Genomic DNA, 23,308 nt, shown 5'->3' on the forward strand with positions numbered 1-23,308 from the left:
ATGGGTTTAAAAGCATATTTCGAAAAAGTTGAGCCAAACTTTGAACCAGGTGGCAAGTACGAAAAGTTTTACGCGCTTTACGAAGCGGCAGCAACTATTTTTTATACCCCTGGCAAAGTTAATAAAGCCAATACGCATGTGCGCGACAGCATAGATCTGAAACGTATTATGATCATGGTCTGGGCGGCAACCTTCCCGGCAATGTTTTATGGCATGTACAACATAGGGCAACAAGCTCACGAGGTCATCTTAAACGGTGGCGCGTCTGTGCCAGACATGTGGCAAGCCGCTTTATTTGCTGCTATGGGTGGGCAGATAGGCTTGGAAACGACCAGTGCCCTGTCTATGTTTCTCTACGGTGCCTGTTTCTTTATCCCGGTTTATGCTGTGACGTTTATCGTCGGTGGCTTCTGGGAAGTGTTGTTTGCCTCCATACGAAAACATGAAATTAACGAAGGTTTCTTTGTTACTTCAGTATTATTCGCCCTGACCTTGCCAGCTACTATTCCTTTGTGGCAAGTGGCCTTAGGTATCACCTTTGGTGTAGTTATCGCCAAAGAAATATTTGGTGGCACCGGGCGTAACTTCCTGAATCCGGCCTTATCGGGTCGCGCGTTTCTGTATTTTGCTTATCCGGCACAAATATCCGGCGATGCAATTTGGACAGCCGCTGACGGCTACTCAGGCGCGACCTGGTTGAGCCAGGCTGCGGCAGGAAATGTCACAGACTGGAGTATCAACGCCGATTGGTGGGATGCTTTTTACGGTAATATCCAAGGATCCATGGGTGAAGTTTCAACCTTGGCATTGTTACTCGGTGGTTTATTCATTATTTATATGCGCATAGCCTCCTGGCGAATAGTGTTAGGTGTGCTGTTGGGGGGGGCCGTATTTAGTAGCTTATTAAATATGATCGGCAGCGATACCAATGCGATGTTTGCCATGCCCTGGTATTGGCATTTGGTTACCGGCGGTTTTGCCTTTGGCATGTTTTTTATGGCCACAGACCCTGTTTCCGCCTCCTTCACCAATACCGCTAAATGGGCCTATGGCTTCCTGATTGGCCTAATGTGTGTGCTGATACGAGTGCTCAACCCTGCCTTTCCCGAAGGCATGATGTTGGCTATTTTGTTTGCCAATTTATGGGCGCCGTTATTCGATTATTTTGTCGCCCAAAGTAATATTAAACGGAGGATGGCGCGTGTCAGCTAAAAAAGAAACCTTAGGCAGAACCGTAGGCGTAGTGTTGGCGGTGTGTTTAGTCTGTTCAGTTATTGTCTCCACCGCTGCCGTGGGCTTGCGCTCCTTGCAAGAAGTGAATGCTAAATTGGATAAACAAACCAATATTCTAGAAGCCGCCGGCTTGCTTGAAGCAGGGCAAAGTAAAGAGCAGATCGCCACGACTTACCAAGCCCGAGTGGAAGAAAAATATGTCGATTTGGCCACGGGGCAATACGTGGAAGAAAGCGCCGATTACGATATGTATAAAGCCGCACGTAAACCGGAGCAGAGTATTAAACCTGTTCCCGATACGGCCGGTATTTTGCGGCGTCCTAACGTAGCTAGTGTCTATCTGGTAAAAGACCCGTCAGGTGAAGTAACACGTATTGTCTTACCTGTTCATGGCAGTGGTTTATGGAACCTGATGTACGGTATGTTAGCAATAGATAATGACGGAAACACAGTGCGTGAACTGGTTTATTACGATCAAAAAGAAACGCCTGGTCTTGGCGGCGAAGTGCAAAACCCTGAATGGAAAGCCAAGTGGGACGGGAAAAAACTTTATAAAGATGGTGAAGTGGCTATCGACGTAACTAAGGGGGCTGATGTTAATGACCCTTATGAAGTTGACGCTTTATCAGGTGCAACGCTAACCAGTAACGGCGTGCAAAATACACTTGATTATTGGCTGGGTGAGAATGGCTTTGGCCCTTACCTTAAAAACCAACCATGGAAATCGTGAGAGACTTGAACAATGGCTGATACTAAAGAAATGAAAAAGGTATTGTTCGGGCCAATCCTCGACAATAACCCTATAGCACTGCAAATACTGGGCGTTTGCTCAGCTTTGGCGGTAACAACCAAACTGGAAACTGCACTGGTTATGTCGTTAGCCTTAACGGCAGTAACGGCATTTTCCAACTTGTTTATTTCCATGATCCGTAAACAAATCCCCTCATCGGTGCGGATCATCGTGCAGATGACGATTATTGCTTCACTGGTTATAGTGGTGGATCAAATTTTAAAAGCCTATTCATACGAGATATCCAAACAGCTCTCGGTGTTTGTCGGTTTAATCATTACTAACTGCATAGTTATGGGACGCGCAGAAGCGTTTGCCATGAAAAGCCCGCCCTTTATCAGCTTTTTAGATGGTATTGGCAATGGCTTGGGCTACTCCTTTGTACTCATCATAATAGGTACCATCAAAGAGTTATTCGGTTTTGGTACTATTTTAGGTTTTGAGATATTGCCACTTATCCAAAACGGCGGCTGGTATCAAGGTAACGGTTTATTAATTCTACCTTTCAGTTCGTTCTTTTTAATAGGCGGTCTGATTTGGTTAATCCGTACGTTCAAACCTGAACAAGTCGAGCCTAAGGAATAGATCATGGAACATTATATTAGTTTATTTATACGCTCTATTTTCTTGGAAAATATGGCTTTGTTTTACTTCCTGGGCATGTGTACTTTCCTGGCAGTATCCAAAAAAGTCAAAACAGCCATGGGTTTGGGTGTTGCGGTTATCGTGGTATTAACGATCTCGGTACCGGTAAACCAATTGGTTTACGCTAACATTCTGGCACCCGGTGCTCTGGAATGGGCAGGATTCCCGGAAACTGATTTGAGTTTCTTAAGCTTCTTGACCTTTATCGGTGTTATCGCCGCACTGGTACAAATATTGGAAATGACATTAGATAAGTTTTTCCCTGCTTTGTATAACGCCTTGGGTATTTTCTTGCCATTGATCACCGTGAACTGTGCAATCTTCGGTGGCGTGGCATTTGCTGTGCAACGTGATTATTCGTTCACCGAAAGTATCTTTTACGGTGCGGGCAGCGGTGCAGGGTGGGCGTTAGCCATTACCTTACTAGCCGCCGTACGGGAAAAACTTAAATATGCCGACATGCCCGAAGGTGTGCGTGGTTTGGGTTCAGTATTTATGATCGCAGGATTAATGGCATTGGGTTTCCAGTCATTTTCCGGTGTATCTATTTAATCAAAACCAGATAGGAGTAATTTGATGTTAGACATTTATCTTGGCGTAGGAATGTTTATTGCCATAGTTCTAGCTTTGGTTTTGATCATTATGTTTGCCAAAACCAAATTGGTACCAGAAGGCGAAGTTACCATCTCTATTAATGGTGACCCAAACAAGGCGATTACCGCCCAACCAGGTGATAAACTGCTGGGCGCGTTAGCAAATTCAGGGATTTTTGTATCTTCTGCTTGTGGTGGCGGTGGGTCTTGTGGCCAGTGCCGGGTGGATATTAAATCTGGCGGGGGTGAAATATTGCCCACTGAGCTCGATCACATTAGCAAACGTGAAGCAAAAGAAGGTTGTCGTTTGTCTTGCCAAGTTTCTATCAAGCAAGACATGGATATTGAATTACCTGAAGAAATATTTGGCATTAAAAAATGGGAATGTGATGTTGTTTCCAATGACAACAAAGCGACTTTCATTAAAGAGTTGAAATTGGCGGTTCCAGATGGTGAAAGCGTGCCTTTCAGAGCCGGTGGTTACATTCAAATTGAAGCACCTGCCCACCATGTCAAATATAAAGAATATGAGATCCCTGACAAGTACAAGCCTGATTGGGAGCGTTTTGGTTTCTTTAATATAGAATCAAAAGTAGACGAAGAAACCATTCGTGCTTATTCCATGGCTAACTACCCGCAAGAGGAAGGGATTATTATGCTCAACGTGCGTATCGCTACGCCGCCGCCTAATAATCTGAGCCTGCCTGCCGGTAAGATGTCTTCTTATATCTGGAGTTTGAAAGAAGGTGATAAAGCCACTATTTCAGGCCCATTTGGCGAATTTTTTGCAAAGAAAACCGAAGCCGAAATGGTGTTTATCGGTGGTGGTGCCGGCATGGCACCCATGCGTTCACATATCTTTGATCAATTACGCCGTTTAAATACCCAACGTAAGATTTCATTTTGGTACGGTGCTCGCTCGTTACGTGAAATGTTCTACGTGGAAGATTTCGACATGCTGCAATCAGAAAACGACAATTTCAAATGGCATGTGGCCCTGTCGGATCCGCAGCCGGAAGACAATTGGGACGGTATGACAGGATTTATCCATCAGGTGTTATTGAAAAATTACCTGAAAGACCATCCTGCTCCTGAAGATTGTGAATTTTACATGTGTGGACCGCCTATGATGAACGCAGCTGTGATCAGTATGCTTAAAGACTTAGGTGTGGAAGATGAAAACATCATGCTCGATGACTTCGGTGGCTAATTAAGTATCGTTCGATATTTATCTAGACCGATTGAACAAAGCATGTAAAAAAGGGACTTCGGTCCCTTTTTTATTTAGGTAATCACATGAATATGAGTGAAGGAACCATGGCGAAATTTAATAGTCTAGTGGCCATTGTATTGCTACTTTGCAGCTGTAGCCAAGCGCCGATAGAGACCCATCTAACGGGTAACACTATGGGCACAAGCTATAACGTCAAATTTGTAAACCCAGGGGATGTGGACGAGCAACAGCTGCATGACAAGATTGATGCGGCGTTGGTTAAAGTGAATAAGTTGATGTCCACTTACGACCCACAATCTGAGTTATCTCGCTTTAATCAATGGCACAGCCAAGAACCGTTCGCCTTATCACCACAGACCCTTACAGTGATGCGAGAAGCTAAACGTTTGGGCGAGCTAAGCCATGGTGTTTTAGATGTAACGGTTGGTCCCTTGGTGAACCTCTGGGGATTCGGACCCGATGCTAAACCAGACAAACGCCCGAGTGAGCAAGTTGTTGCTGAGGTTAAAGCGCGTACTGGGTTAGATAAGTTGCATTTATTGGATAACGCCGCTCAAAAAACTGAAAGTGATTTGTATGTTGACCTGTCTACTATCGCCAAGGGTTATGGTGTCGATATGGTCGCTGAATTATTAGATGCCGACGGGCTGCATGACTATCTGGTAGAAATAGGCGGGGAGATGCGCGTTGCCGGGCATAAAAGCACCGGTGAGCAGTGGCGTATTGCAGTCGAAAAGCCAGTGAGCACTGAGCGCTCAGTGCAGGAAATCATCTCTATAGGCAACAATGCTATTGCCACTTCCGGTGATTACCGTAATTATTTCGAGGAGCAGGGTATACGGTATTCGCATTTGATCGATCCCAGAACCGGTTCACCCATCCAGCATAATCTGGTTGCGGTAACGGTAATTCATCCGTCTTCTATGACGGCGGACGGTTTGGCTACTGCGCTTATCGTCATGGGTAAAGAGGCCGCCTTGGCACTGGCTGAAAAAAATGCCTTGGCAGTATTACTTATCACTAAAGAAAACGGCGAATTTAAAGAGTATACTACGGCAGAATTTCGGCCTTACATTAATCATTAATATTCAATTTACGGGGTTTTATTTTGAGTACCTTTATCCTAGCGTTTGTATTTTTCGTCCTTGTTGCGATAGCCATGTCATTGGGATATCTGCTGCAACGCAAGGCTATTGCCGGTAGTTGCGGTGGGCTAGGCGCCTTAGGCATAGATAAAGCCTGTGATTGCCCCGAGCCTTGTGATCGTAAAAAGGCCCGTGAAGCCCGAGCGTCTGCTCGCCAGGAAAAACTAGCGGCCTGGAAACAAAATCAGATATTGTAATCTTTAAACTATTTGCCCCCTGAGCAAATTTATTATTGACTAAACCCAGAAATACCGCAAAATAACTGTTTTTAAATACAGTTGTTTGTGAGATGCGTAAGATCATACACATCGATATGGACTGTTATTTTGCGGCAGTCGAAATGCGTGACAATTCCGCTTATCGCCATATCCCCTTGGCTATAGGCGGCAGTTCCCAGCGCCGTGGAGTGATCTCCACTTGCAATTATATCGCCCGTAAATTTGGTGTGCGTTCTGCTATGGCTTCAGCCCATGCATTGAAACTCTGTCCAAATTTGGTTTTGATCCCCGGAAGAATGGCTTTGTACAGCCAAATTTCTAAACAAATCCGCACCATATTTCTGCGTTATACCGACAAAGTGGAGCCGCTATCACTAGATGAAGCCTATCTTGATGTTACCGACTGCGACTTGTTTGGGGGCAGTGCGACCTTGATTGCCGAGGATATCCGACGTGCCATACATGTCGAAACACGGCTAACCGCATCAGCCGGTGTGGCATCGTGTAAATTTGTGGCCAAAATCGCCAGTGACGAAAATAAACCTGATGGCATATGCGTGATCCCACCAAACAAGCTCGACGCCTTTGTTAAAGCCTTACCCTTAGGGAAAATTCCCGGCGTGGGTAAGGTTACGTTACAAAAACTCAACCATTTAGGCTTATATAGTTGTGACGATGTGCGTTGCTTTCCCTTTGAATCGTTAATCAAACAATTCGGTAAATTTGCACCCACGATCTGGGATCGCAGTCATGGGATAGATGAACGTGAGTTGAGCACCGATCGCCAGCGTAAATCAGTGGGTGTAGAGCGCACGCTGGCGTCAGATATAATTACCAGTGACGAATGTTTGGCTATGTTAGACAGTCTCTACCCCATGTTATATGAACGTTTGTTAAAGGCCAGTCCAGACCTGGCGATCCAGAGCCAGGGGGTCAAACTCAAATTTAGCGATTTTCAGCAAACCACGGTCGAGCATAGAAATAACAAGTTGAATAAGGATTACTTTTTAAGTCTGCTTACTGAGGCGTTAACCAGGCGGGGAGATAGGGGAATTCGTTTAGTGGGTTTACAGGTGACTTTGCCTCAGGTGAGTGATGTACAACAACTGACCTTTGAATTTTCTACTCAAGGCGCCCAGGTAAAAATAGATTGAGATGTAATTTTTTTGCTGGGGTTAGAATACGCAATGCGGTGTAGTATATTCATCACACGTATCTGAATAGCGTAATAGAAGGTTGCCAGTAATATGAGTATCGCCCCGGGAAGATATCGTCACTATAAGGGTAATGACTATGAAGTCATTGGTGTGGCCAAACATTCAGAAGATGGGTCTGAACTGGTGGTCTATCGGCCACTTTATGGCGCAGGTGATTTATGGGTGCGACCTTTGGTTATGTTTGTGGAAGATGTGAGGGTTGAGGGGAAGGTCCAAGCTCGTTTTGCCAAGTTAGTATAATAGGATCGAAAAACAGGGCTATTCGCCCCGTTTTTACTTTGACACCGCTAAGTGTCTAAAACCTAAACTTCAAACCTACCCGATACACACTACCTAGTGGATCATAGTTACTGGGGAAGGTATTACCATTGTTAGAACTGGTATCACCCAAGTCATTACCTACAACAGGTGGATCTTTTTCGAACAGGTTATCTACACCAAAGGTGACAGTGGCATATTCAGTTAGCTGAAGGCTGGCAAATAAGTCAACATAGTCGTATGAGTCTATACTTCTGAACTCTTCGAAACGCAAGTCAATCTCAGGCGGCTCGACGTCCACAGCACTGGTATGGCGCCATTGCAAGGATACCGTCAAGTCGTTCCATTCCCAGGTTGTCCGCTGGATCCAACGTAAATCTGAGATCGGATCACAACTGGTACCCACATAGCCCTTACAATCTATTACCGGTACATTGATCGAACTTTGCGATTCCTGGGTTAGATATTTATTGATATTACCGGAGAAGGTCAAGCTACCCATGTCATCCAAATCAAATCCAAAATTAAATCCGATCTCAATCCCTTCGGCACGCAAGAAATTCAGGTTAGTGGTAAATTGATCCACCCCTGCGCTGGAGCCGGTTAAATCACCTCCAATCCTATTTATTTTGGCACATTCGGTAGGGTTTGCATCATTATAACAGCCATCCAGAATTTCCTGGGCAGAGAAGTTACCAATAATATCCTTGATATCAATATCATAATAATCTAACGAGAAAGTCACGTCTTCAACCCCGTTAAATTCTGGTGTCCATACAAATCCGGCGGTAAAGGTATCCGCCTCTTCAGGTCCAGGCAAAGCATTCGGATCGCTACCGTTAAAGGTATTAATTTGTCCGGAGATGATATCCGGAATAACACCTACTTGGGCGGCCGTCATGCCCGTTGAAATACATAAGGCAGTTAGTGCAGCATCGATATTACCGACATTTTCTCTGGAGCAAGGGTCGACTACAGCATTATCCAAACCTGTGACCACAGGTGAAGCTAATTCCCCCACGTTAGGAGCACGGTTAGCTTGTTGGAGCATCACGCGAAGCAGCAAGGGCTCCACTGGACGCCAGTTCAAACCGGCCTTCCATGAATCCGTGCGTCCTGTCGTATCATAATCTGAGGTCCTAAAGCCCACTTCAATGTCCAGTTTCTCGGCAAAAGGTTGACCGTCTAATACCGGTAAAATGCCTTCAAAGAAAAATTCGTCAACTTTATAACCACCTGATATAGGTAACAGGTTGCCGCCAGCGCCACCTTGACAGCTAGCAGGTGCCAACTTCAAACACTCGTCAGGGGTTAAGCTACCGGTTTCTTTGCGGTGCTCATAACCAAAACTGACTGCTAACGGCGAGTCGGCTGTGGGCATGGTAATAACATCTACAGGGCCGGTAAGGATCAAACTACCAATTTCTTGTACGTATTTCTGTTGTTGCAAGGCAACGGCTCTTGCATAACCTGCCATTTCGTCAGTAATGGTGCCGAAACCGCCAAACAGGTTGATAGGCACACAGCTTCCATCACCGTTGGCACAGGTGACTCCGTCAACTGAATCCAGAGCATTTTGAATGTTAGTTAAGTTGGTATAACCATCACGAACGGTCGTCCGGTTAGACTCGCCATACTGATAAGATAGGTCATAACCCCATTCTTCAAATACAGTGCCACGCACACCCGTGGTAATTTGCCACAGATCAGCGCCGAAACTCTCGGTGCGCGGACCTAGTTCCAGGGTGCGGCGACGTAATCTGACATTCAGATAATCTTCGGTATCGACTACTCCATTGCCGTTAACATCATTCCAACTGCCGCCGTCTAATAGTGAACCGTCAGCTACCGCGCCATTCGCGCCGTCCAACATAAACTGCAATGCTTGGGTACCTATAAAGGGGTTAGCCAACGGAATATCAAAGGCTTGGCCAAAGGTGCCTGATGGAGCAACCTGCTGATCTACGGTAGTGTTGGTATAATTAAAGGTCGAATAGAGTTCCGCCTGATCAGTCACTTCATAACGGGCCATGGCGGTTGCCGCATAACGAGTAGCGCCAGTTTGATAGAAGTTAAACGGATTGAAGTTAAATACACTACATTCTGGCCCCAGCCCGCCATCTTCTCTGAATTGGCCATCTACGCCAGTGCCTATTAGTTCAAAACGTGTTGGGATCGCGGTAGTTGAACCGCTGCCTTCTAAATCAACGACAAAGGGGCCACCGCAACCGGCTGGAGGTAGTATGGCGGGCTCACCGGCACGGAACTCTGCCAAACCGGAACCTGTGTTTGAGTTTATGCCGAATAGACCTAGGGGACGATCCCCCAGTAACACAGGTTTACGTTCCATCCAACTCATAGAGAGCACTGCATTGCCTCTACCATCATCAGAATTGGAACCGACAGTGATGGAAATATTATCGGTGTCGCCATCACCTTCACCTGTCTGTGCGTGGTTTAGATCCAGAGCTACCCCCTGAAAATTGCGTTTGAGTATTACGTTAACCGCACCGGCTATGGCGTCTGAGCCATAAACGGCTGACGCGCCCCCTGTGACCACGTCAATACGGTCTATCAGCGCCGTGGGTATCCCAGCGGTATCCACTCGACCATCGGTGTTATAAGGCACCATCCGTTTGCCGTCCATTAGTACCAGGTTTCGTTCTGGCCCCAGACCGCGTAAATCTATGGTCGCTGCACCGGCACTACCGTTATTAACATTGCCCCCATCAGCGGGAATAGTAGAGGGCAGTGAACGAATAACTCGTTCAAATTCGGGCTGTTGTAAATAACCAATCTCTTTAGCATCCATGGAAAATATGGGGCTAGAGGATTCAACACCAGGTGCACGAATACGGCTGCCAGTAATAGATACTACTTCAACATCGGTTTCTGCTGTCTGTTGTGCTTGAGGATCTTCCTGCGCTTGTAGAGTATGAGAGGTGAAAAGGGTGGCAGTTGCCGCCCCGAACGCAATAGCCAATCTAACCGACTTGGCCAGTTTAGAATTAATAAACATGTGTGCTCTCCCTGTCCATTTAAATACTTACTTAAACGGAAGTTATTATGGTTTTATGCGATAACTTAAGTTATCTAGGAATAAGCTAGGCTTAAGCCATACACTTAACTAGCCAGTTTCCGCCAAGAGGGGGAACCATGTGATGAAAAGTAAATTTTGAAGGATTAAATGGGAATTAATGCTCTAAATACGAATAAGTCTGCTAGTTTTAGGTGTAGCTTAACGGGATCTTAAATCTAGAGAATTCCAGTGAACCAGGGGGGAACGGCTATTGCCTCCTCTGGCTACCTTTACAGTCTCTAGCCAAATTACTTGTAAACCGTCAGTGTTTGTGTCCAAACCCTTGAGATCATTATGGAATGAATGAGTCCTTAAAAACATATTTGCCAAATAAATACTTTATTTTCGGAAGTGTTTTTTTTTGGTTGGCCGTGCATGCTATTTATGCACAGATTAAATTTAGCGCCTTAGAAGGCACTGGTCATGCCCAAAGTTGGTTGAAAATATGGTGGTTAATCAGCCCCTGGTTTTTTACCTGGATAGGCCTGACGTTATTAATTCACCTTCTCTCCCGTGTTGTTGCCAGCTTGGGTCTCTCTTTAATAAGCAGAATAAGTATGCATTTCGCCTCCATGCTGATATTGCTTGTCCTGTATTGGCTGCTTTCGAGTTTTTTGTATTTAATACTTGCAACGCAGCCATTAAGTGGTTTTTGGGCGTTTTTTGCTAACCAGGTAGTTAACACCTTCCACCTGGATATTCTGATCTATCTCTGTGTGTTATCTCTATCTTCTGGCATCATATTTTACGATAACCATATGCGCGAGAACCTGGAAGTCAAGCGTCTGCAAAATGCGTTAATCAACGAACAACTTAAAACATTACGCACGCAGCTTAATCCACATTTTTTATTTAATGCCTTAAATACTGTGGCAAGTTTGGTGCGCCTAAAGCGAGAGAAACAAGCCATTCAGGCTCTTTCAGATCTTAGCTTTATGTTGCGCAAAATACTGGAGAATAAAAACAATAGGGATGTGAAAATTTATGACGAAGTCGCATTTATCAAGCGTTATCTGGCTATTCAGCACATGCGTTTTACCGATAAGCTGGACGTACAATTAGAGATTGATGAAAACTGCATGGAAATTGAAATTCCCAATATGTTACTGCAACCCCTGGTTGAAAATGCGGTACAACATGGCTCACAGTTAGAGTCAAACATGAACGTCATCAGACTCAAGATCAGTAAAAATAAACATGAATTAAATATCAAGCTAACCAACACAGTGGCTGAAAACGATAGCCATAAAGGTTTTGGGGTCGGTCTGACAAATACTCATGAAAGACTAATGAAAATTTATGCCAACTTTAAGTTAGAAGCCAAACCCTTGCCTGGGGAATTATTCGAAACTATATTGACTATCCCCTTAGGAGATGATGGTGCTTAGAATCTTGATAGCTGATGACGAAAAACTCTCTCGGGAAACAATCAAATTACTCATCGCCACCCAAAAGTACCCATGTGAGATCCTCGAAGCACAAGACGGTAATCAAGCTTTGGCCATGACGGTAAAATATCAGCCGCAACTTATTTTTCTTGATATTGAAATGCCTGGAATGTCCGGTATAGAATTAGCGGAACATTTGTCAGAAAAGTGTGTGGTGATATTTGTTACGGCATACAACGAATATGCGGTGAAAGCGTTTGATGTTAACGCTATCGATTACCTGTTAAAACCTTATGACGACGAGCGTTTCGTCCAGGCCTTCGATAAGGCTAAACAGCAAATAGCCGAAAACTTCACCCAGGAATACACTAATATCGCTGAACTTATGCAGCAGATGGTCGCTGAGCAACACAATTTGTATCGTAAAAGGTTAGTGATAAAAGATCTGGGCCGCATTCGCCTGATAGATGTAGATCAGGTCGAGTATATTACAGGAGCTGGAAACTACGCAGAAATACACCTTAGTGGCGGCGGGCAAGTTTTGCATAGAGAAACACTGGTGAACCTCGAAACACAGCTCGACCCCGATGTGTTTTTGCGCATACATCGCTCCTCTATCGTCAGAAATAGTTGTATTAAAGAGCTAAAAATCAACGAGATTGGAGACTATATGGTGATTTTGACCTGTGGCAAAGCCTTGGCTATGTCCCGCAATAATACTGACAAATTAGGTATATGAATTTGTTCAATAGCCCATTTGTGGGAACCGTGGAATCTATTGCTGCATAATTCTCCAATAACTTGTTTGAGGTGAATAAAGTCGCCCAATAGTAAAATCACCATGGATTCGGTATCGGGTTAAATAATTGTCAATAGCGCTTGCCTTAATCTTTATCAGGCAAACAATACATTAGCGCAATATAATAGATAACGGTCACTATGAGACCGCGGTAACTATACCCGTAGGGGGCATATGTTTAAGGTACTAGTCGCAGATGATGAGCAAATCGCCCGTAATATTATAACGTTACTCCTGTCCAGCGAAGTAGATATTGCGTCTGTAGACGAGGCCAAAGATGGTACCGACGCCCTGGCCAAAATTGCGCAAAATCAACCTGACATAATATTTTTAGATATGCAGATGCCAGGTTATTCGGGGCTTGAGTTGGCAAAAAAGCTCGACCCGAAAATCGTGATTGTGTTTGTAACTGCCCACAATGAATATGCTATCGAAGCTTTTAAGCTCAATGCGATAGATTATCTGCTTAAACCATTTGAAGATGAGCGTTTTTACACCGCCTTGGAGCGAGCCCGCACTAAAGTCAGGGCCAGGGTCGAAACCAATTGCACTAAATTGTCAGAGTTATTGTACGCAGCTGACAGTAAACACAACCAGGCATATAAAAATCGTTTGGCCGTAAAGGAGCCGGGGCGGATCCGTTTGATTGGGGTCGAACATATCAACTTTATTGCCGGCGCGGGTAATTATGCCGAAATACATTTATTTGATGGCAAAGTTGTACTGCATCGGGAAACCTTGAGTGTTTTGGAAAAACAACTCGATCCAGAGCTCTTTACCCGTATACATCGCTCAACCATCGTCAGGCGCACCAGCGTTCGTGAATTGCGCCCAAATGATAAGGGAGACTATGTGGTATTGCTAAAAACTGGGGAAGTCTTGACGCTTTCAAGACGCAACAAAAGCAAACTCAGCGAATTACTCAGTTAAGCAAAATTAACTATTGCTGTTTATCCTTTGAGTTTGAGCGCTCACTCATGCCGGTAGTCAAACCTTTCTGTCGTTGCGTGGCGTTGTATTATCTAACGACCTACTGCTTAGCTTTATAACGCGGCAGCCCGCCTATCCAGGTTTCCAGCACTTTTGTTTGCCATAACTGGCTTGCCGGTACGTTGAAAATATCCTGGTCGACTAGGATGAAATCCGCCCATTTCCCTGGGGTGAGTGTGCCTAAAACCTTTTCTTGATGGGCGGCATAGGCTGCATCAAGAGTAAACGCCCGAAAGGCCTGATCGATAGACACTGCCTGCTCCTTCATCCAGCCACCTTGGGGTTGGTCTTGTCGATTTTGCCTGGTGACTGCGGCATGTAAGCCAAAAAAGGGATTGGCCAGTTCTACTGGGAAATCTGATCCGAAGGCGACAGGCGTGCCCTGTTTTAAAAAGCTCTGCCAGGCATAAGCGCCTTTGAGGCGCCGGGCCCCAATGCGCTCCTCAGCCATGTTCATGTCACTTGTGGCATGAGTCGGCTGCATAGAAGGGATGATACCCAAAGTTTTAAACCTGGGGATATCATCTAGGCTAATAACTTGTGCATGTTCGATACGGTTACGCAGTGTCTTGCCGCCGATCCGTTTAAATGTATCAGCAAAATGATCCAGCGCCAGGCGATTCCCTCTGTCCCCTATGGCATGGAAATTAAGCTGAAAACCGCTGTCCAGGACTAAATCAAACAAGGGAGTTAAGTCTTTTTCTCGGGTCAGTAATAAACCGCTATTTTCCGGTGCGTCGGTATAAGGCGTCAGCATGGCTGCGCCGCGACTGCCAAGCGCGCCATCGCCATAAACTTTTACACTACGGATAGATAAAAAATCGTATTGATCCTGTATCGCACCGCGTTTAAGCAATTTTGGTAAAGCGGGCTCGGTCGCCGCGATCATGGCGTAGATACGAACAGGTAAGCTCTGTTCGTGCATGCGTCTTTGGTAGTATTCGTATACCCCATTATCTATGCCTGCGTCATGCACACTGGTGATGCCAAGAGAAAGTAAGTGTTCACCTGCAGCGTTGAGGTTGGCCGCTAATACGTTTTCTGATGTACTGGGAAGATGCTTGAGCATCAGAGGCATGGCATTGTCTATCAGTACACCGCTGGGGTTGCCCTGGGCATCCCGCAATATCTTGCCTCCCGGTGGGTCAAGTGTGGCCTTGGTGATACCGGCGAGCGCCAAGGCTTTGCTGTTGGCCCATCCAGCGTGGCCATCTACTCGCTCTAACCATACGGGTCTGTCTTTTATATATTCATCCAGTTGTGCTGCCAGCGGAAACTGTTTTTCTGACCAAAGTACCTGGTTCCAGCCACGCCCGGTTATCCAGCCCAGTTGGGGATTTTGCTGGGCATAATCCCTGACTTTCTGGGCAGTTTTCTGCGCTGATGGAATATCCCGTACATCTACCTGTAACAAGGTTTCCCCCAGGCCCATAATATGCCCATGGGCATCAATCAAGCCAGGCAACATCACCTTATTTTTTCCGTCTATAGATGTGGCGTCAGGGTATTGCGCAGTGAGCGATGTATTCGCTATGGCTACGACTTTACCGCCATCAAATACCATGTCGCTAAAACGTACCAGCTGACCACTGTCGTTTAGGGTGTAGCCATTAACATTGCTGATATGGCTTGGTGCGGCAAAAATGGTAACGCTGACCAATGTGAAAACAAGCGTAATGAAATAGCGCATAAATCGTCCTTAATATTTTAGTGTCCTTACGCTGCCTTAAAACTCCTAGGCTTGCAACTCACTTTTTTGTCTGCGTTGATGAGTCATGCAAAAACTTACCGGCATAAAAAAGCCCCGGTAGTTCACACTAGCGGGGCTCGTATCACTTTTAAAGGTGAATACTTATTTTTTTGCGTTACGCTCTTTGGTTTCGGCGATGACTTTTTCGGCTACGTTGTTAGGGCATGGGTTGTAGTGTGAGAACTCCATAGAGAACTGACCACGACCTGATGTCATCGTACGTAGGCTACCGATATAACCAAACATTTCTGAAAGGGGGACGTCAGCTTTAACACGCACACCTGTTACACCCGCTTCTTGATCTTTGATCATGCCGCGACGACGGTTTAAATCGCCGATTACATCACCAACGTGGTCGTCAGGGGTGAACACATCAACATTCATGATAGGCTCAATCAACTGAGGGCCAGCTTTAGGAATGGACTGACGGAATGCACCTTTAGCGGCGATTTCAAAAGCAATGGCAGATGAATCTACGGCATGGAAGCCACCATCTAGCAATTCAACTTCAACGTCAAGCACCGGGAATCCGGCTAATACGCCTGTGCCCATCATGCCTTTGAAACCCTTCTCGATAGCCGGGAAGAATTCCTTAGGAACGTTACCACCTACAACCTTAGAAGTAAAAGTGAAGCCAGAGTTTGCTTCGCCAGGTTTGATGCGGTAATCAATTTTACCGTACTGACCTGAACCACCAGATTGTTTCTTATGGGTATAAGAATCTTCAATTTCTTGCGTGATAGTTTCGCGATAAGCAACTTGAGGCTCACCCACAATCAAATCAACACCATAGGTACGCTTCAAGATATCAACTTTGATGTCCAAGTGTAATTCACCCATACCTTTAAGGATGGTTTCACCAGAATCAATGTCAGTTTCAACCCGGAAGGTAGGATCTTCAGCTACCATCTTGCCGATAGCGATACCCATTTTTTCAGAACCACCTTTATCTTTCGGCGTTACCGAAATTGAGATTACGGGTTCTGGGAATACCATGGCTTCCAGAGTACAAGGATGTTTGGGATCACATAAAGTATGACCAGTTTGCACGTTTTTCATACCTACGATAGCGATAATGTCGCCAGCGTGGGCGGAGCTGATTTCTAAACGCTCATCGGCTTGCATCTCAACCATGCGACCTATGCGCTCGGTTTTACCGGTGAATGAGTTAAGTATGGAGTCGCCCTTAGTCAGTTTGCCTGAGTAAACACGAATAAAGGTCAGGGCGCCAAAACGGTCATCCATTATCTTAAACGCCAATGCGCGGAAAGGCTCATCTACTGATACTGTGGCAAATTCGCCTATGGCATTACCTTCTTCGTCGGTAAGTGGCTGTGGGTTTACTTCGTCTGGAGCAGGTAAATAGTCTACCACTGCGTCAAGTACGTTTTGCACACCTTTGTTTTTAAAGGCTGAACCACAGAAAGTCGGGAAGAATGCCAGGTCGCGGGTACCTTTACGGATACAGGCTTTGATTTGCTCAATGCTCGGTTCTTCACCGTCCATATAAGACATCATAATGTCGTCGTCATGTTCTACCGCAGATTCGATTAGCATTTCACGGTATTCTTCAACTTTGTCTACCATGTCGGCAGGCACGTCTTCAATCTTGAAGTTTTCTGGTAAACCTGTGTCATCCCATATATAGGCTTGACGGGTTAGTACGTCAACGACACCCACAAAGTCATCTTCAATACCGATAGGCAATGTCATGATCAAAGGGTGGGCCGCTAATACTTTCTTGATTTGGCCACAAACACGGTAGAAATCAGCACCCATACGATCCAGTTTGTTCACGAAAATAACCCGTGCAACTTTTGATTCGTTGGCATAACGCCAGTTGGTTTCTGATTGTGGTTCAACACCACCTGAACCACAGAATACACCAATGCCGCCATCCAATACTTTCAGTGAACGATATACTTCTACGGTGAAGTCAACGTGTCCAGGAGTATCGATAACGTTAAAACGGTGGTCTTTCCAGAAACAGCTAACAGCAGCAGACTGGATAGTGATACCGCGCTCAGCTTCTTGTTCCATAAAGTCAGTGGTAGATTCACCATCATGCACTTCACCGGTCTTGTGAATTTTACCAGTCAGTTTCAAGATTCGTTCTGTGGTGGTAGTTTTCCCCGCATCAACGTGGGCGAAAATACCGATGTTTCTGTAATGTGATAAGTCTGTCATTGCTTCAACTTCAGTCTGAGTAAAAATTGCGCGGGATTATACAAGATAATTCCGCAGGATACCGTTTTTCTTTTTAGATTAACTCTAAAGTTTTACACTTTCCTGGCCAGTTAGTGTAAACATAAATTTGGAACCGGCGGATTTTACCTTGTTTGCTCAGGGTAATAAAGGTGTTGCCTAATTAAACAGCAAAATGTTTGGCTATCAAATACAACCAGGGATATTTCATGCTAGTTTGCTAGGGGCAAAACCCGATTACGGCCGAGGTTTTTGGCATCGTATAAGTGTTTATCGGCCAGTTCAATAAGGGCTAGGGGATTCATACCTTGTTGTAATTTTGCGACTCCGAAAGACGCGGTTATATCACCCAATATTTCACCACTACGTTTGTCTCTGACGGCAATTTTCTCTATCGCTCTGCGCATGGTTTCTGCTATCTGCCTGGCCTTGGAAATACTTGAATCAGGCACTATCACGGCGAATTCTTCCCCGCCAAACCTGAAAGCTTGAGCACCGTCCCGGCACATAGCCTGCAATTTTTTGGCCGTGGCTTTGAGCACGAGATCCCCCATCACGTGACCATGAGAATCGTTGATTTTCTTGAAATGATCCAGATCAGCCAGTATCAAACATAGGTCGGGCCTAAGGGCGTGGGTGGCTAACTCTTCATCGAAGTAGCGCCGGTTACACAGGCCCGTTAGTGCATCGTAAAGTGCTTGATGTTGGCTTTGTTCCAACTGGCTGCGTAAACGGGTGATTTCCTGCTCAGCGTCTATTAGTGCGGAATTAAACGACAAGGTGGTACCGCGAATACGTTTCGTTTGTTGCACCAGAGTACGTACTAAATCCATGACTTCTTCTATCGACAAACCTTCTTTTTCGACCTTGGCCAAATCATCCATACAAGTATCCATGGTGCTTTTGAATGAGTTGGTTTGGGAGCGAGTGTCCTGGACAGACTGGGAAAGTTCGATAACCATAGCTTCTAGGGACTGGCGCAGTTCCCACACACTCACTTCCTGTTCTTGGGCAACATGGGAACGATAAAGATCCTCTGTGCGTGCCACGGACAAAGCAGTATTATTTTCCACCACCTCATTCATGACCGCAGTTAGCGCAGGCGTCTTGTTGGCAGCATAGGTATACCAAAGGGCGTAGTTAGTGGGGATTGCCGGTATTTTATGTTTCAGTAATAACGGAATAGTTTGTTTTAGGGTGGCAAAAGAATCTTCAAAAGGTTTGTCCGACATCATCATTACCTATATAAATGCAAACAGCTTCCCTAGTTTACACACATTTATCTCCCATAAATCTATCCTTTATAAATATGCCTATTCAATCATATTGCTAAAACCCATCTGCAGAAAATCCTGGTTTTTTTTGAATAGAGCGGGTATCTCCCACATTTACCCGTCTTGGTTTGCAATTTAGCAATGACGGTCAATACTAATACTGTCAGACACCATTACGAAATAATAAACGGGAGATAAATGATGCGAAAAAAAGTATCAACTCTTCAGGGCGAGGAAAATAGAGCAGTTAAGCAGCAAAGTTTTTCCACGCATTTCAAGCTCGATCCCCTCGATCCCCTGGATCTGTTTGAACATCAAACCACAGCCACCATAGGTATAGGCGCCGAAGTTCATGTTTCCTTTGGCTGTAAACAGTTGCCGAAGATAGAGCGCACCGTCATAACCGGTTTGAATCAGGTCGGCTTTATCGTTAGTTCTGAATATGAGGTCGACGCTTATATAGACAGTATTACCAAACAAGTATGTCAGTTAGAAGGATGCGAGGGGGCCATACAATACGAAATCGAGGTGCGTTTTATTGTGTACCTGGTCGTTGGCATCGGTTTCGGTTTAGGCTGGGGCACAGGTACAGCAGGGTTTCGGACGCGTAAGTCGAATCGTACCCAAACCTATACCACACGCTGTATATGCTGCGACAAAGAAGCGGAGGTTAATCCATGAATCCCAAAAGTCCTACTGCGTTAGTCATTGCCTTAATTGCCGTGATTTTGCTGCTTAGTACGCCGCATTTCAGTTTAGGGGTATTGACAAATGTGTTGTTGGTATTGGCGTTTATCGCCGCTGCATTAGTGGCTATACAGCGCTGGTCGAAAAGTTGAAAATCAAGCCCGATTAAAGGTTAATCTTTAATCGGGCTTTTATAGCGGCTTATGTTATGGCTGAGATTAATGTACCCAATGATGTTTTTGAGCCTTTTGTTGTATCTCAGCGCCAGTTGCATCTGGCAAAAATAGCTGGTTTTGCTGTTCGAAGAAAAACGGCTGACGTTTGCTTTTGCTGCCAACTTCGTTCATCGACTCTGCCTGGTAAACCCTGCCGTTAAGTACGGTATATTGGATATATTCGCTGCGGCGGATATCGTTAAGCACATCGCCGTCTATTACCATCATATCCGCCAGTTTGCCCACTTCAATGCTGCCAATTTGTTTGTCCATGCCCAAATGGCGGGCGCCGTCTATGGTGCCGCCGCGCAGAGCTTCCCAGGGCGTGAATCCACCTTGAGTCATCAGCCATAGCTCCCAGTGGGCCGCCAGTCCTTCTCTTTGGCCGTGGGCGCCAATTTGCACACTCACACCCTTATCACGTAATAATTTAGCATACTGTGCCACTTGCACGTGATTGTACTGATTGTCTGGTGCAGTAGGGCGTCTAATCGACCTTTCGTCAAGTAAGTAGCTTGGGGTATAACGCAACAGGCGTTCATTTTTCCATACCTCGGTTCTGTCATACCAGTATTCTTCTCCCATTAAACCGCCATAGGAAACCACGAAGGTTGGGGTATAACCAAATTTGGTGGCAGCCCATAACGTGCTCAGATCGTTGTAGCCCTGGGCAATGGGCAACGAGTGCTCCAGGCCTGTATGGCCATCGACCAACATAGAAATATTCTGCTGAAATTTTCCGCCCCCCTCAGGTACCACCATAAGTTTAAGTTCACGGGCAGCGGCCAGTATTTGCTGGCGCTGATCCCTGCGAGGTTGGTTATAACTTTTGACCGAAATCGCGCCGGCGTCTTTAAGGCGGCCAAGATGATAAAGGGCATCTTCATAGCTGTTAATAATGGCTTTATAGCCCAAGGCTTCGGCACCATATAAAATCGTGCCGGTAGAGTAGATGCGTGGGGCAACTATCTTGCCTGCCCGTTGTAATTCGCTGGCTGAGAATATCTCCGAAGTGTCATTGGACGGATCGTGAATAGTCGTCACCCCAAAGGCCACGGCCGAATACATGGCCCAATTCTGCTGGGGAATGATCTCGTTGCTGCCCTGTGAACCATGAGCATGGGTGTCGATTAAACCCGGCAGTATGGTTTTACCTCGGGTATCGATTTGCAAAGCATCACCGGGGATGGTGATGTCAGCGCGTTTGCCAATCTGGGTGATCTTGTTATCTTTGATCAGCACGACGCCGTCCTGGATAACTTCTTGTTGGTTGTTTGCATCGCGCATAGTCACTATTGTGCCGCCTACCAGCGCCTTATAACCGGTCGGTTTATCTGCCTGTTGCACAAATGACAACGATACCCCTTCGGTGACAGGCTCTGGCAAGGTATTGGGTGCGCCGTCGACAAACGCGAAGGTGTCTTTTAGTTCACGCTCATAGAAGGTTGCGGCGTGATACCAACTTACCGCTTGACTGTCACTGCGCCAAGTCAGGTACTCACCGGCGCGGTTAGATACTTGTTGGATGGGCAAAGAGGTGGTTTTAGGACCGATGTCGATACGCTTGCCGGTATCCACAAAGGGCGCCACATAAGCGTTATACTGATAAACAAATGCCACCCATTTTTTGTCTGGTGATAAGCGATATTCGGCAACTTTATCGGCACCATATAAATGTTCACGCTGGTCTTTTCCATTAATATCGACACTGATTAACTGCTGTTCCGGGTAATCTGTATCCGCCACGGTGTCAGTGATATAGACCCGTTTATTGTCGCCGGCGAAGTGGGGGGCTGAACCGATTTTTGCCACCCGTTTACTGGTGCCTGATTTCAGGTCTGCCACATAGATACCTGGCTCCATAGAATATTCAGGACTGAGCAGGTGACCACCGGTTTTTTTAACATAAGTCACAAGCTTTCCATCAGTAGAAAAGCTTGGTTCTATATAGTGGCCAGGGGATGGGGTAATGACTCTGTCGCGGCCACCATTGCTAGCCATGATATGCACACTGCCCAACTTTAGATCATTCCAAGTGGTATACACTATGTATTTGCCGTCAAGTGAATAGCGCGGGTAAAACTCGTCATATTCCTGTTGTTTGGTCAGGCGGCGGGTTTTGCCTGATTTGAGTTCTTTAACGTAGAGTTTGCCCAATGCCTGAAATATGATGTTTTTATTATCTGGGGATTTCTGTGCCCAGCGGGTCATTTTTATATCAAATTCTGTTGGTGCTACATCTACCTCAAAACGTAAGGCGTCTGCATATTGAACCTCGGCACTCACCTGAATTTTGATATCAACTACATTTTGGCTACTAAGGGTGAGTTTATGAAAAGTGCCTGCACTCCAAAAGACTATCTGTTTGGAATCCGGGGTCCAGTCAAAATAGGGGAAATAACCTTCGGAGCCAAATCCTTCCTGCATATCCCGCTCTAAATTTAAATAAACTGGGGTCTCCGCACCTGTTTGTAAATCTTTAATGAACAACACGGTTTTTTCCCGTACCCGGCGAATAAAGGCAAGCTGCTTGCCATCCGGTGAGGGGGTGGGCACTACAGCTCCACCCGCACCACTGACAAAGTGCTCTTCTTCACCGGTGGCCATTTCATAGCGACTAACAGCAAAGAGTGCTTTCAACGGATCCCGGTTGTAATCAAAGGTACTGCCGCCAGTGACATCCTGGGTATAATACAGATATTTTCCGTCTGGTGAAAACGCCGGATCAGCAATATTTTTTTGATCTTTATTGCCATTGACGCGGGTCTTGATCGCTAGTCCATCTCCCCCTGCGTGATGGTATAACCAGATCTCGCCTGCGGGTATACTGCGACTGGACATAATACCTTTAGTCACCGCTATATATTGGCCATCTGGGCTCCATTTGGGCGAATGGATCAGATTGTTTTTTTCTTTTGTGACCTGAACGAGGTTGCTGCCGTCTATATCCATCACCCAGACATTAGATAAACCGTCGCGGTCTGAGATAAAGGCGATCTTTTTTCCATCAGGGCTAACCGCAGGGTGAATGTTCCAGGCAAAGTCTTGGGTCAGGGAAGTGGCGTTACCACCCTCAATACTGCTCAGGTAAATATCCCCCAACATATCGAAAACGAACTGTTTACCATCTGGGGTAATATCCAGACTCGACCAAGTGGTTTTCTCCGTGTCTATCGACACAGAAGATAGTGGGAAAGGGGGCTTAAGCACATCCCACTGGGGCTCGTCTGTTTCTTCTGTTTCTTCTGTTGCTTGGGGTTGATCATCCTGTGGCAGACTGTAAGACAGACTGCTAAATCCACACAAAAAAATTAATAGCACATAGCTAACGATACGTTGGTGCATAGGTGTTCCCTGATCAGCATTATTATTAGAATTATTGTCGGTACCAAGATACAAAAACGTGCTGCATTTATCTAATTGCACATCTCAGACATGGCAGTATTAAACAAGCTAGTGCCAACTTAAGTTCGCATTAGCTTTGCCAACCGTCGATTCGGATAACATACGGGTAACTCTCACAACTGGCTATACCGAATGGGATTAACCCTATAAAAAATCCGTTGAATGTAGTTTCTCTTCTGCAAA

19 protein-coding genes are annotated in these 23,308 nt (G+C 45.6%); 14 read left to right on the forward strand and 5 right to left on the reverse strand.

The window, feature by feature from the left end; translation table 11 throughout:
* The 9 genes from AC3RV5_RS02335 to AC3RV5_RS02375 all read left to right on the forward strand — a co-directional run bounded on the left by AC3RV5_RS02335 (position 1) and on the right by AC3RV5_RS02375 (position 7,315).
* Complete coding sequence (locus tag AC3RV5_RS02335) at positions 1–1,212, forward strand: NADH:ubiquinone reductase (Na(+)-transporting) subunit B (RefSeq protein WP_489730393.1); 1,212 nt, start codon at positions 1–3, stop codon at positions 1,210–1,212.
* Positions 1,202–1,963 (forward strand): Na(+)-translocating NADH-quinone reductase subunit C, encoded by a 762-nt coding sequence (locus AC3RV5_RS02340; RefSeq protein WP_489730394.1) that lies wholly within the window; start codon positions 1,202–1,204, stop codon positions 1,961–1,963. The genes AC3RV5_RS02335 and AC3RV5_RS02340 overlap by 11 nt, the downstream gene beginning before the upstream one ends.
* Before the next feature lie 12 nt (positions 1,964–1,975).
* A complete protein-coding gene (locus AC3RV5_RS02345; RefSeq protein ID WP_489730395.1) occupies positions 1,976–2,608 on the forward strand; it encodes an NADH:ubiquinone reductase (Na(+)-transporting) subunit D in 633 nt (210 codons plus the stop codon).
* 3 nt (positions 2,609–2,611) lie between these two features.
* Complete coding sequence (gene nqrE, locus AC3RV5_RS02350) at positions 2,612–3,220, forward strand: NADH:ubiquinone reductase (Na(+)-transporting) subunit E (protein WP_489730396.1); 609 nt, start codon at positions 2,612–2,614, stop codon at positions 3,218–3,220.
* 24 nt (positions 3,221–3,244) lie between these two features.
* The gene (gene nqrF / locus AC3RV5_RS02355) at positions 3,245–4,471 is read left to right on the forward strand and encodes an NADH:ubiquinone reductase (Na(+)-transporting) subunit F (protein ID WP_489730397.1); all 1,227 of its coding nucleotides are present in this window, start codon (positions 3,245–3,247) and stop codon (positions 4,469–4,471) included.
* A gap of 86 nt (positions 4,472–4,557) precedes the next feature.
* Entirely contained in the window at positions 4,558–5,580 is a 1,023-nt protein-coding gene (locus tag AC3RV5_RS02360; RefSeq protein WP_489730398.1) for an FAD:protein FMN transferase, read from the forward strand.
* Between the two features lie 23 nt (positions 5,581–5,603).
* On the forward strand, positions 5,604–5,837 hold the full coding sequence (nqrM, locus tag AC3RV5_RS02365; RefSeq protein ID WP_489730399.1) for a (Na+)-NQR maturation NqrM: 234 nt from the start codon (positions 5,604–5,606) through the stop codon (positions 5,835–5,837).
* A 92-nt stretch (positions 5,838–5,929) separates the two neighbouring features.
* Complete coding sequence (gene dinB, locus AC3RV5_RS02370; protein ID WP_489730400.1) at positions 5,930–7,012, forward strand: DNA polymerase IV; 1,083 nt, start codon at positions 5,930–5,932, stop codon at positions 7,010–7,012.
* Between the two features lie 93 nt (positions 7,013–7,105).
* Positions 7,106–7,315 carry a DUF1653 domain-containing protein gene (locus AC3RV5_RS02375; protein ID WP_489730401.1) on the forward strand — a complete coding sequence of 70 codons (210 nt, stop codon included), beginning with the start codon at positions 7,106–7,108 and terminating at the stop codon, positions 7,313–7,315.
* 55 nt (positions 7,316–7,370) lie between these two features.
* Here AC3RV5_RS02375 and AC3RV5_RS02380 read toward each other — a convergent pair whose 3' ends face one another.
* Positions 7,371–10,352, reverse strand: coding sequence for a TonB-dependent receptor domain-containing protein (locus AC3RV5_RS02380; RefSeq protein WP_489730402.1), 2,982 nt, complete (start codon positions 10,350–10,352; stop codon positions 7,371–7,373).
* 359 nt (positions 10,353–10,711) lie between these two features.
* Between AC3RV5_RS02380 and AC3RV5_RS02385 the strand changes: the two genes are divergently transcribed.
* The 3 genes from AC3RV5_RS02385 to AC3RV5_RS02395 all read left to right on the forward strand — a co-directional run bounded on the left by AC3RV5_RS02385 (position 10,712) and on the right by AC3RV5_RS02395 (position 13,529).
* Entirely contained in the window at positions 10,712–11,800 is a 1,089-nt protein-coding gene (locus AC3RV5_RS02385) for a sensor histidine kinase (RefSeq protein ID WP_489730403.1), read from the forward strand.
* The gene (locus tag AC3RV5_RS02390) at positions 11,793–12,539 is read left to right on the forward strand and encodes a LytR/AlgR family response regulator transcription factor (protein WP_489730404.1); all 747 of its coding nucleotides are present in this window, start codon (positions 11,793–11,795) and stop codon (positions 12,537–12,539) included. Before AC3RV5_RS02385 ends, AC3RV5_RS02390 begins: the two co-directional genes overlap by 8 nt.
* 234 nt (positions 12,540–12,773) lie before the next feature.
* Positions 12,774–13,529, forward strand: coding sequence for a LytR/AlgR family response regulator transcription factor (locus AC3RV5_RS02395; protein WP_489730405.1), 756 nt, complete (start codon positions 12,774–12,776; stop codon positions 13,527–13,529).
* Positions 13,530–13,629: 100 nt separating this feature from the next.
* On the opposite strand, the gene AC3RV5_RS02400 is transcribed toward AC3RV5_RS02395, so the two are convergent.
* From AC3RV5_RS02400 to AC3RV5_RS02410, 3 genes are all read right to left on the reverse strand, one after another.
* On the reverse strand, positions 13,630–15,279 hold the full coding sequence (locus AC3RV5_RS02400) for an amidohydrolase (RefSeq protein WP_489730406.1): 1,650 nt from the start codon (positions 15,277–15,279) through the stop codon (positions 13,630–13,632).
* 162 nt (positions 15,280–15,441) lie between these two features.
* Positions 15,442–17,526 (reverse strand): elongation factor G, encoded by a 2,085-nt coding sequence (gene fusA / locus AC3RV5_RS02405; RefSeq protein ID WP_489730407.1) that lies wholly within the window; start codon positions 17,524–17,526, stop codon positions 15,442–15,444.
* 230 nt (positions 17,527–17,756) lie between these two features.
* Complete coding sequence (locus tag AC3RV5_RS02410; RefSeq protein ID WP_489730408.1) at positions 17,757–18,776, reverse strand: GGDEF domain-containing protein; 1,020 nt, start codon at positions 18,774–18,776, stop codon at positions 17,757–17,759.
* 240 nt (positions 18,777–19,016) lie between these two features.
* Here AC3RV5_RS02410 and AC3RV5_RS02415 point away from each other — a divergent pair, with 240 nt between their 5' ends.
* Together AC3RV5_RS02415 and AC3RV5_RS02420 are read left to right on the forward strand one after the other, a co-directional pair.
* Positions 19,017–19,499 (forward strand): hypothetical protein, encoded by a 483-nt coding sequence (locus AC3RV5_RS02415; RefSeq protein ID WP_489730409.1) that lies wholly within the window; start codon positions 19,017–19,019, stop codon positions 19,497–19,499.
* Positions 19,496–19,657 carry a hypothetical protein gene (locus AC3RV5_RS02420; protein ID WP_489730410.1) on the forward strand — a complete coding sequence of 54 codons (162 nt, stop codon included), beginning with the start codon at positions 19,496–19,498 and terminating at the stop codon, positions 19,655–19,657. The genes AC3RV5_RS02415 and AC3RV5_RS02420 overlap by 4 nt, the downstream gene beginning before the upstream one ends.
* A gap of 66 nt (positions 19,658–19,723) precedes the next feature.
* Here AC3RV5_RS02420 and AC3RV5_RS02425 read toward each other — a convergent pair whose 3' ends face one another.
* The gene (locus AC3RV5_RS02425; protein ID WP_489730411.1) at positions 19,724–23,065 is read right to left on the reverse strand and encodes an amidohydrolase family protein; all 3,342 of its coding nucleotides are present in this window, start codon (positions 23,063–23,065) and stop codon (positions 19,724–19,726) included.
* Between the last annotated feature and the right edge of the window lie 243 nt (positions 23,066–23,308).

The sequence above is a fragment of the Paraglaciecola sp. IT1134 genome (assembly GCF_058068185.1).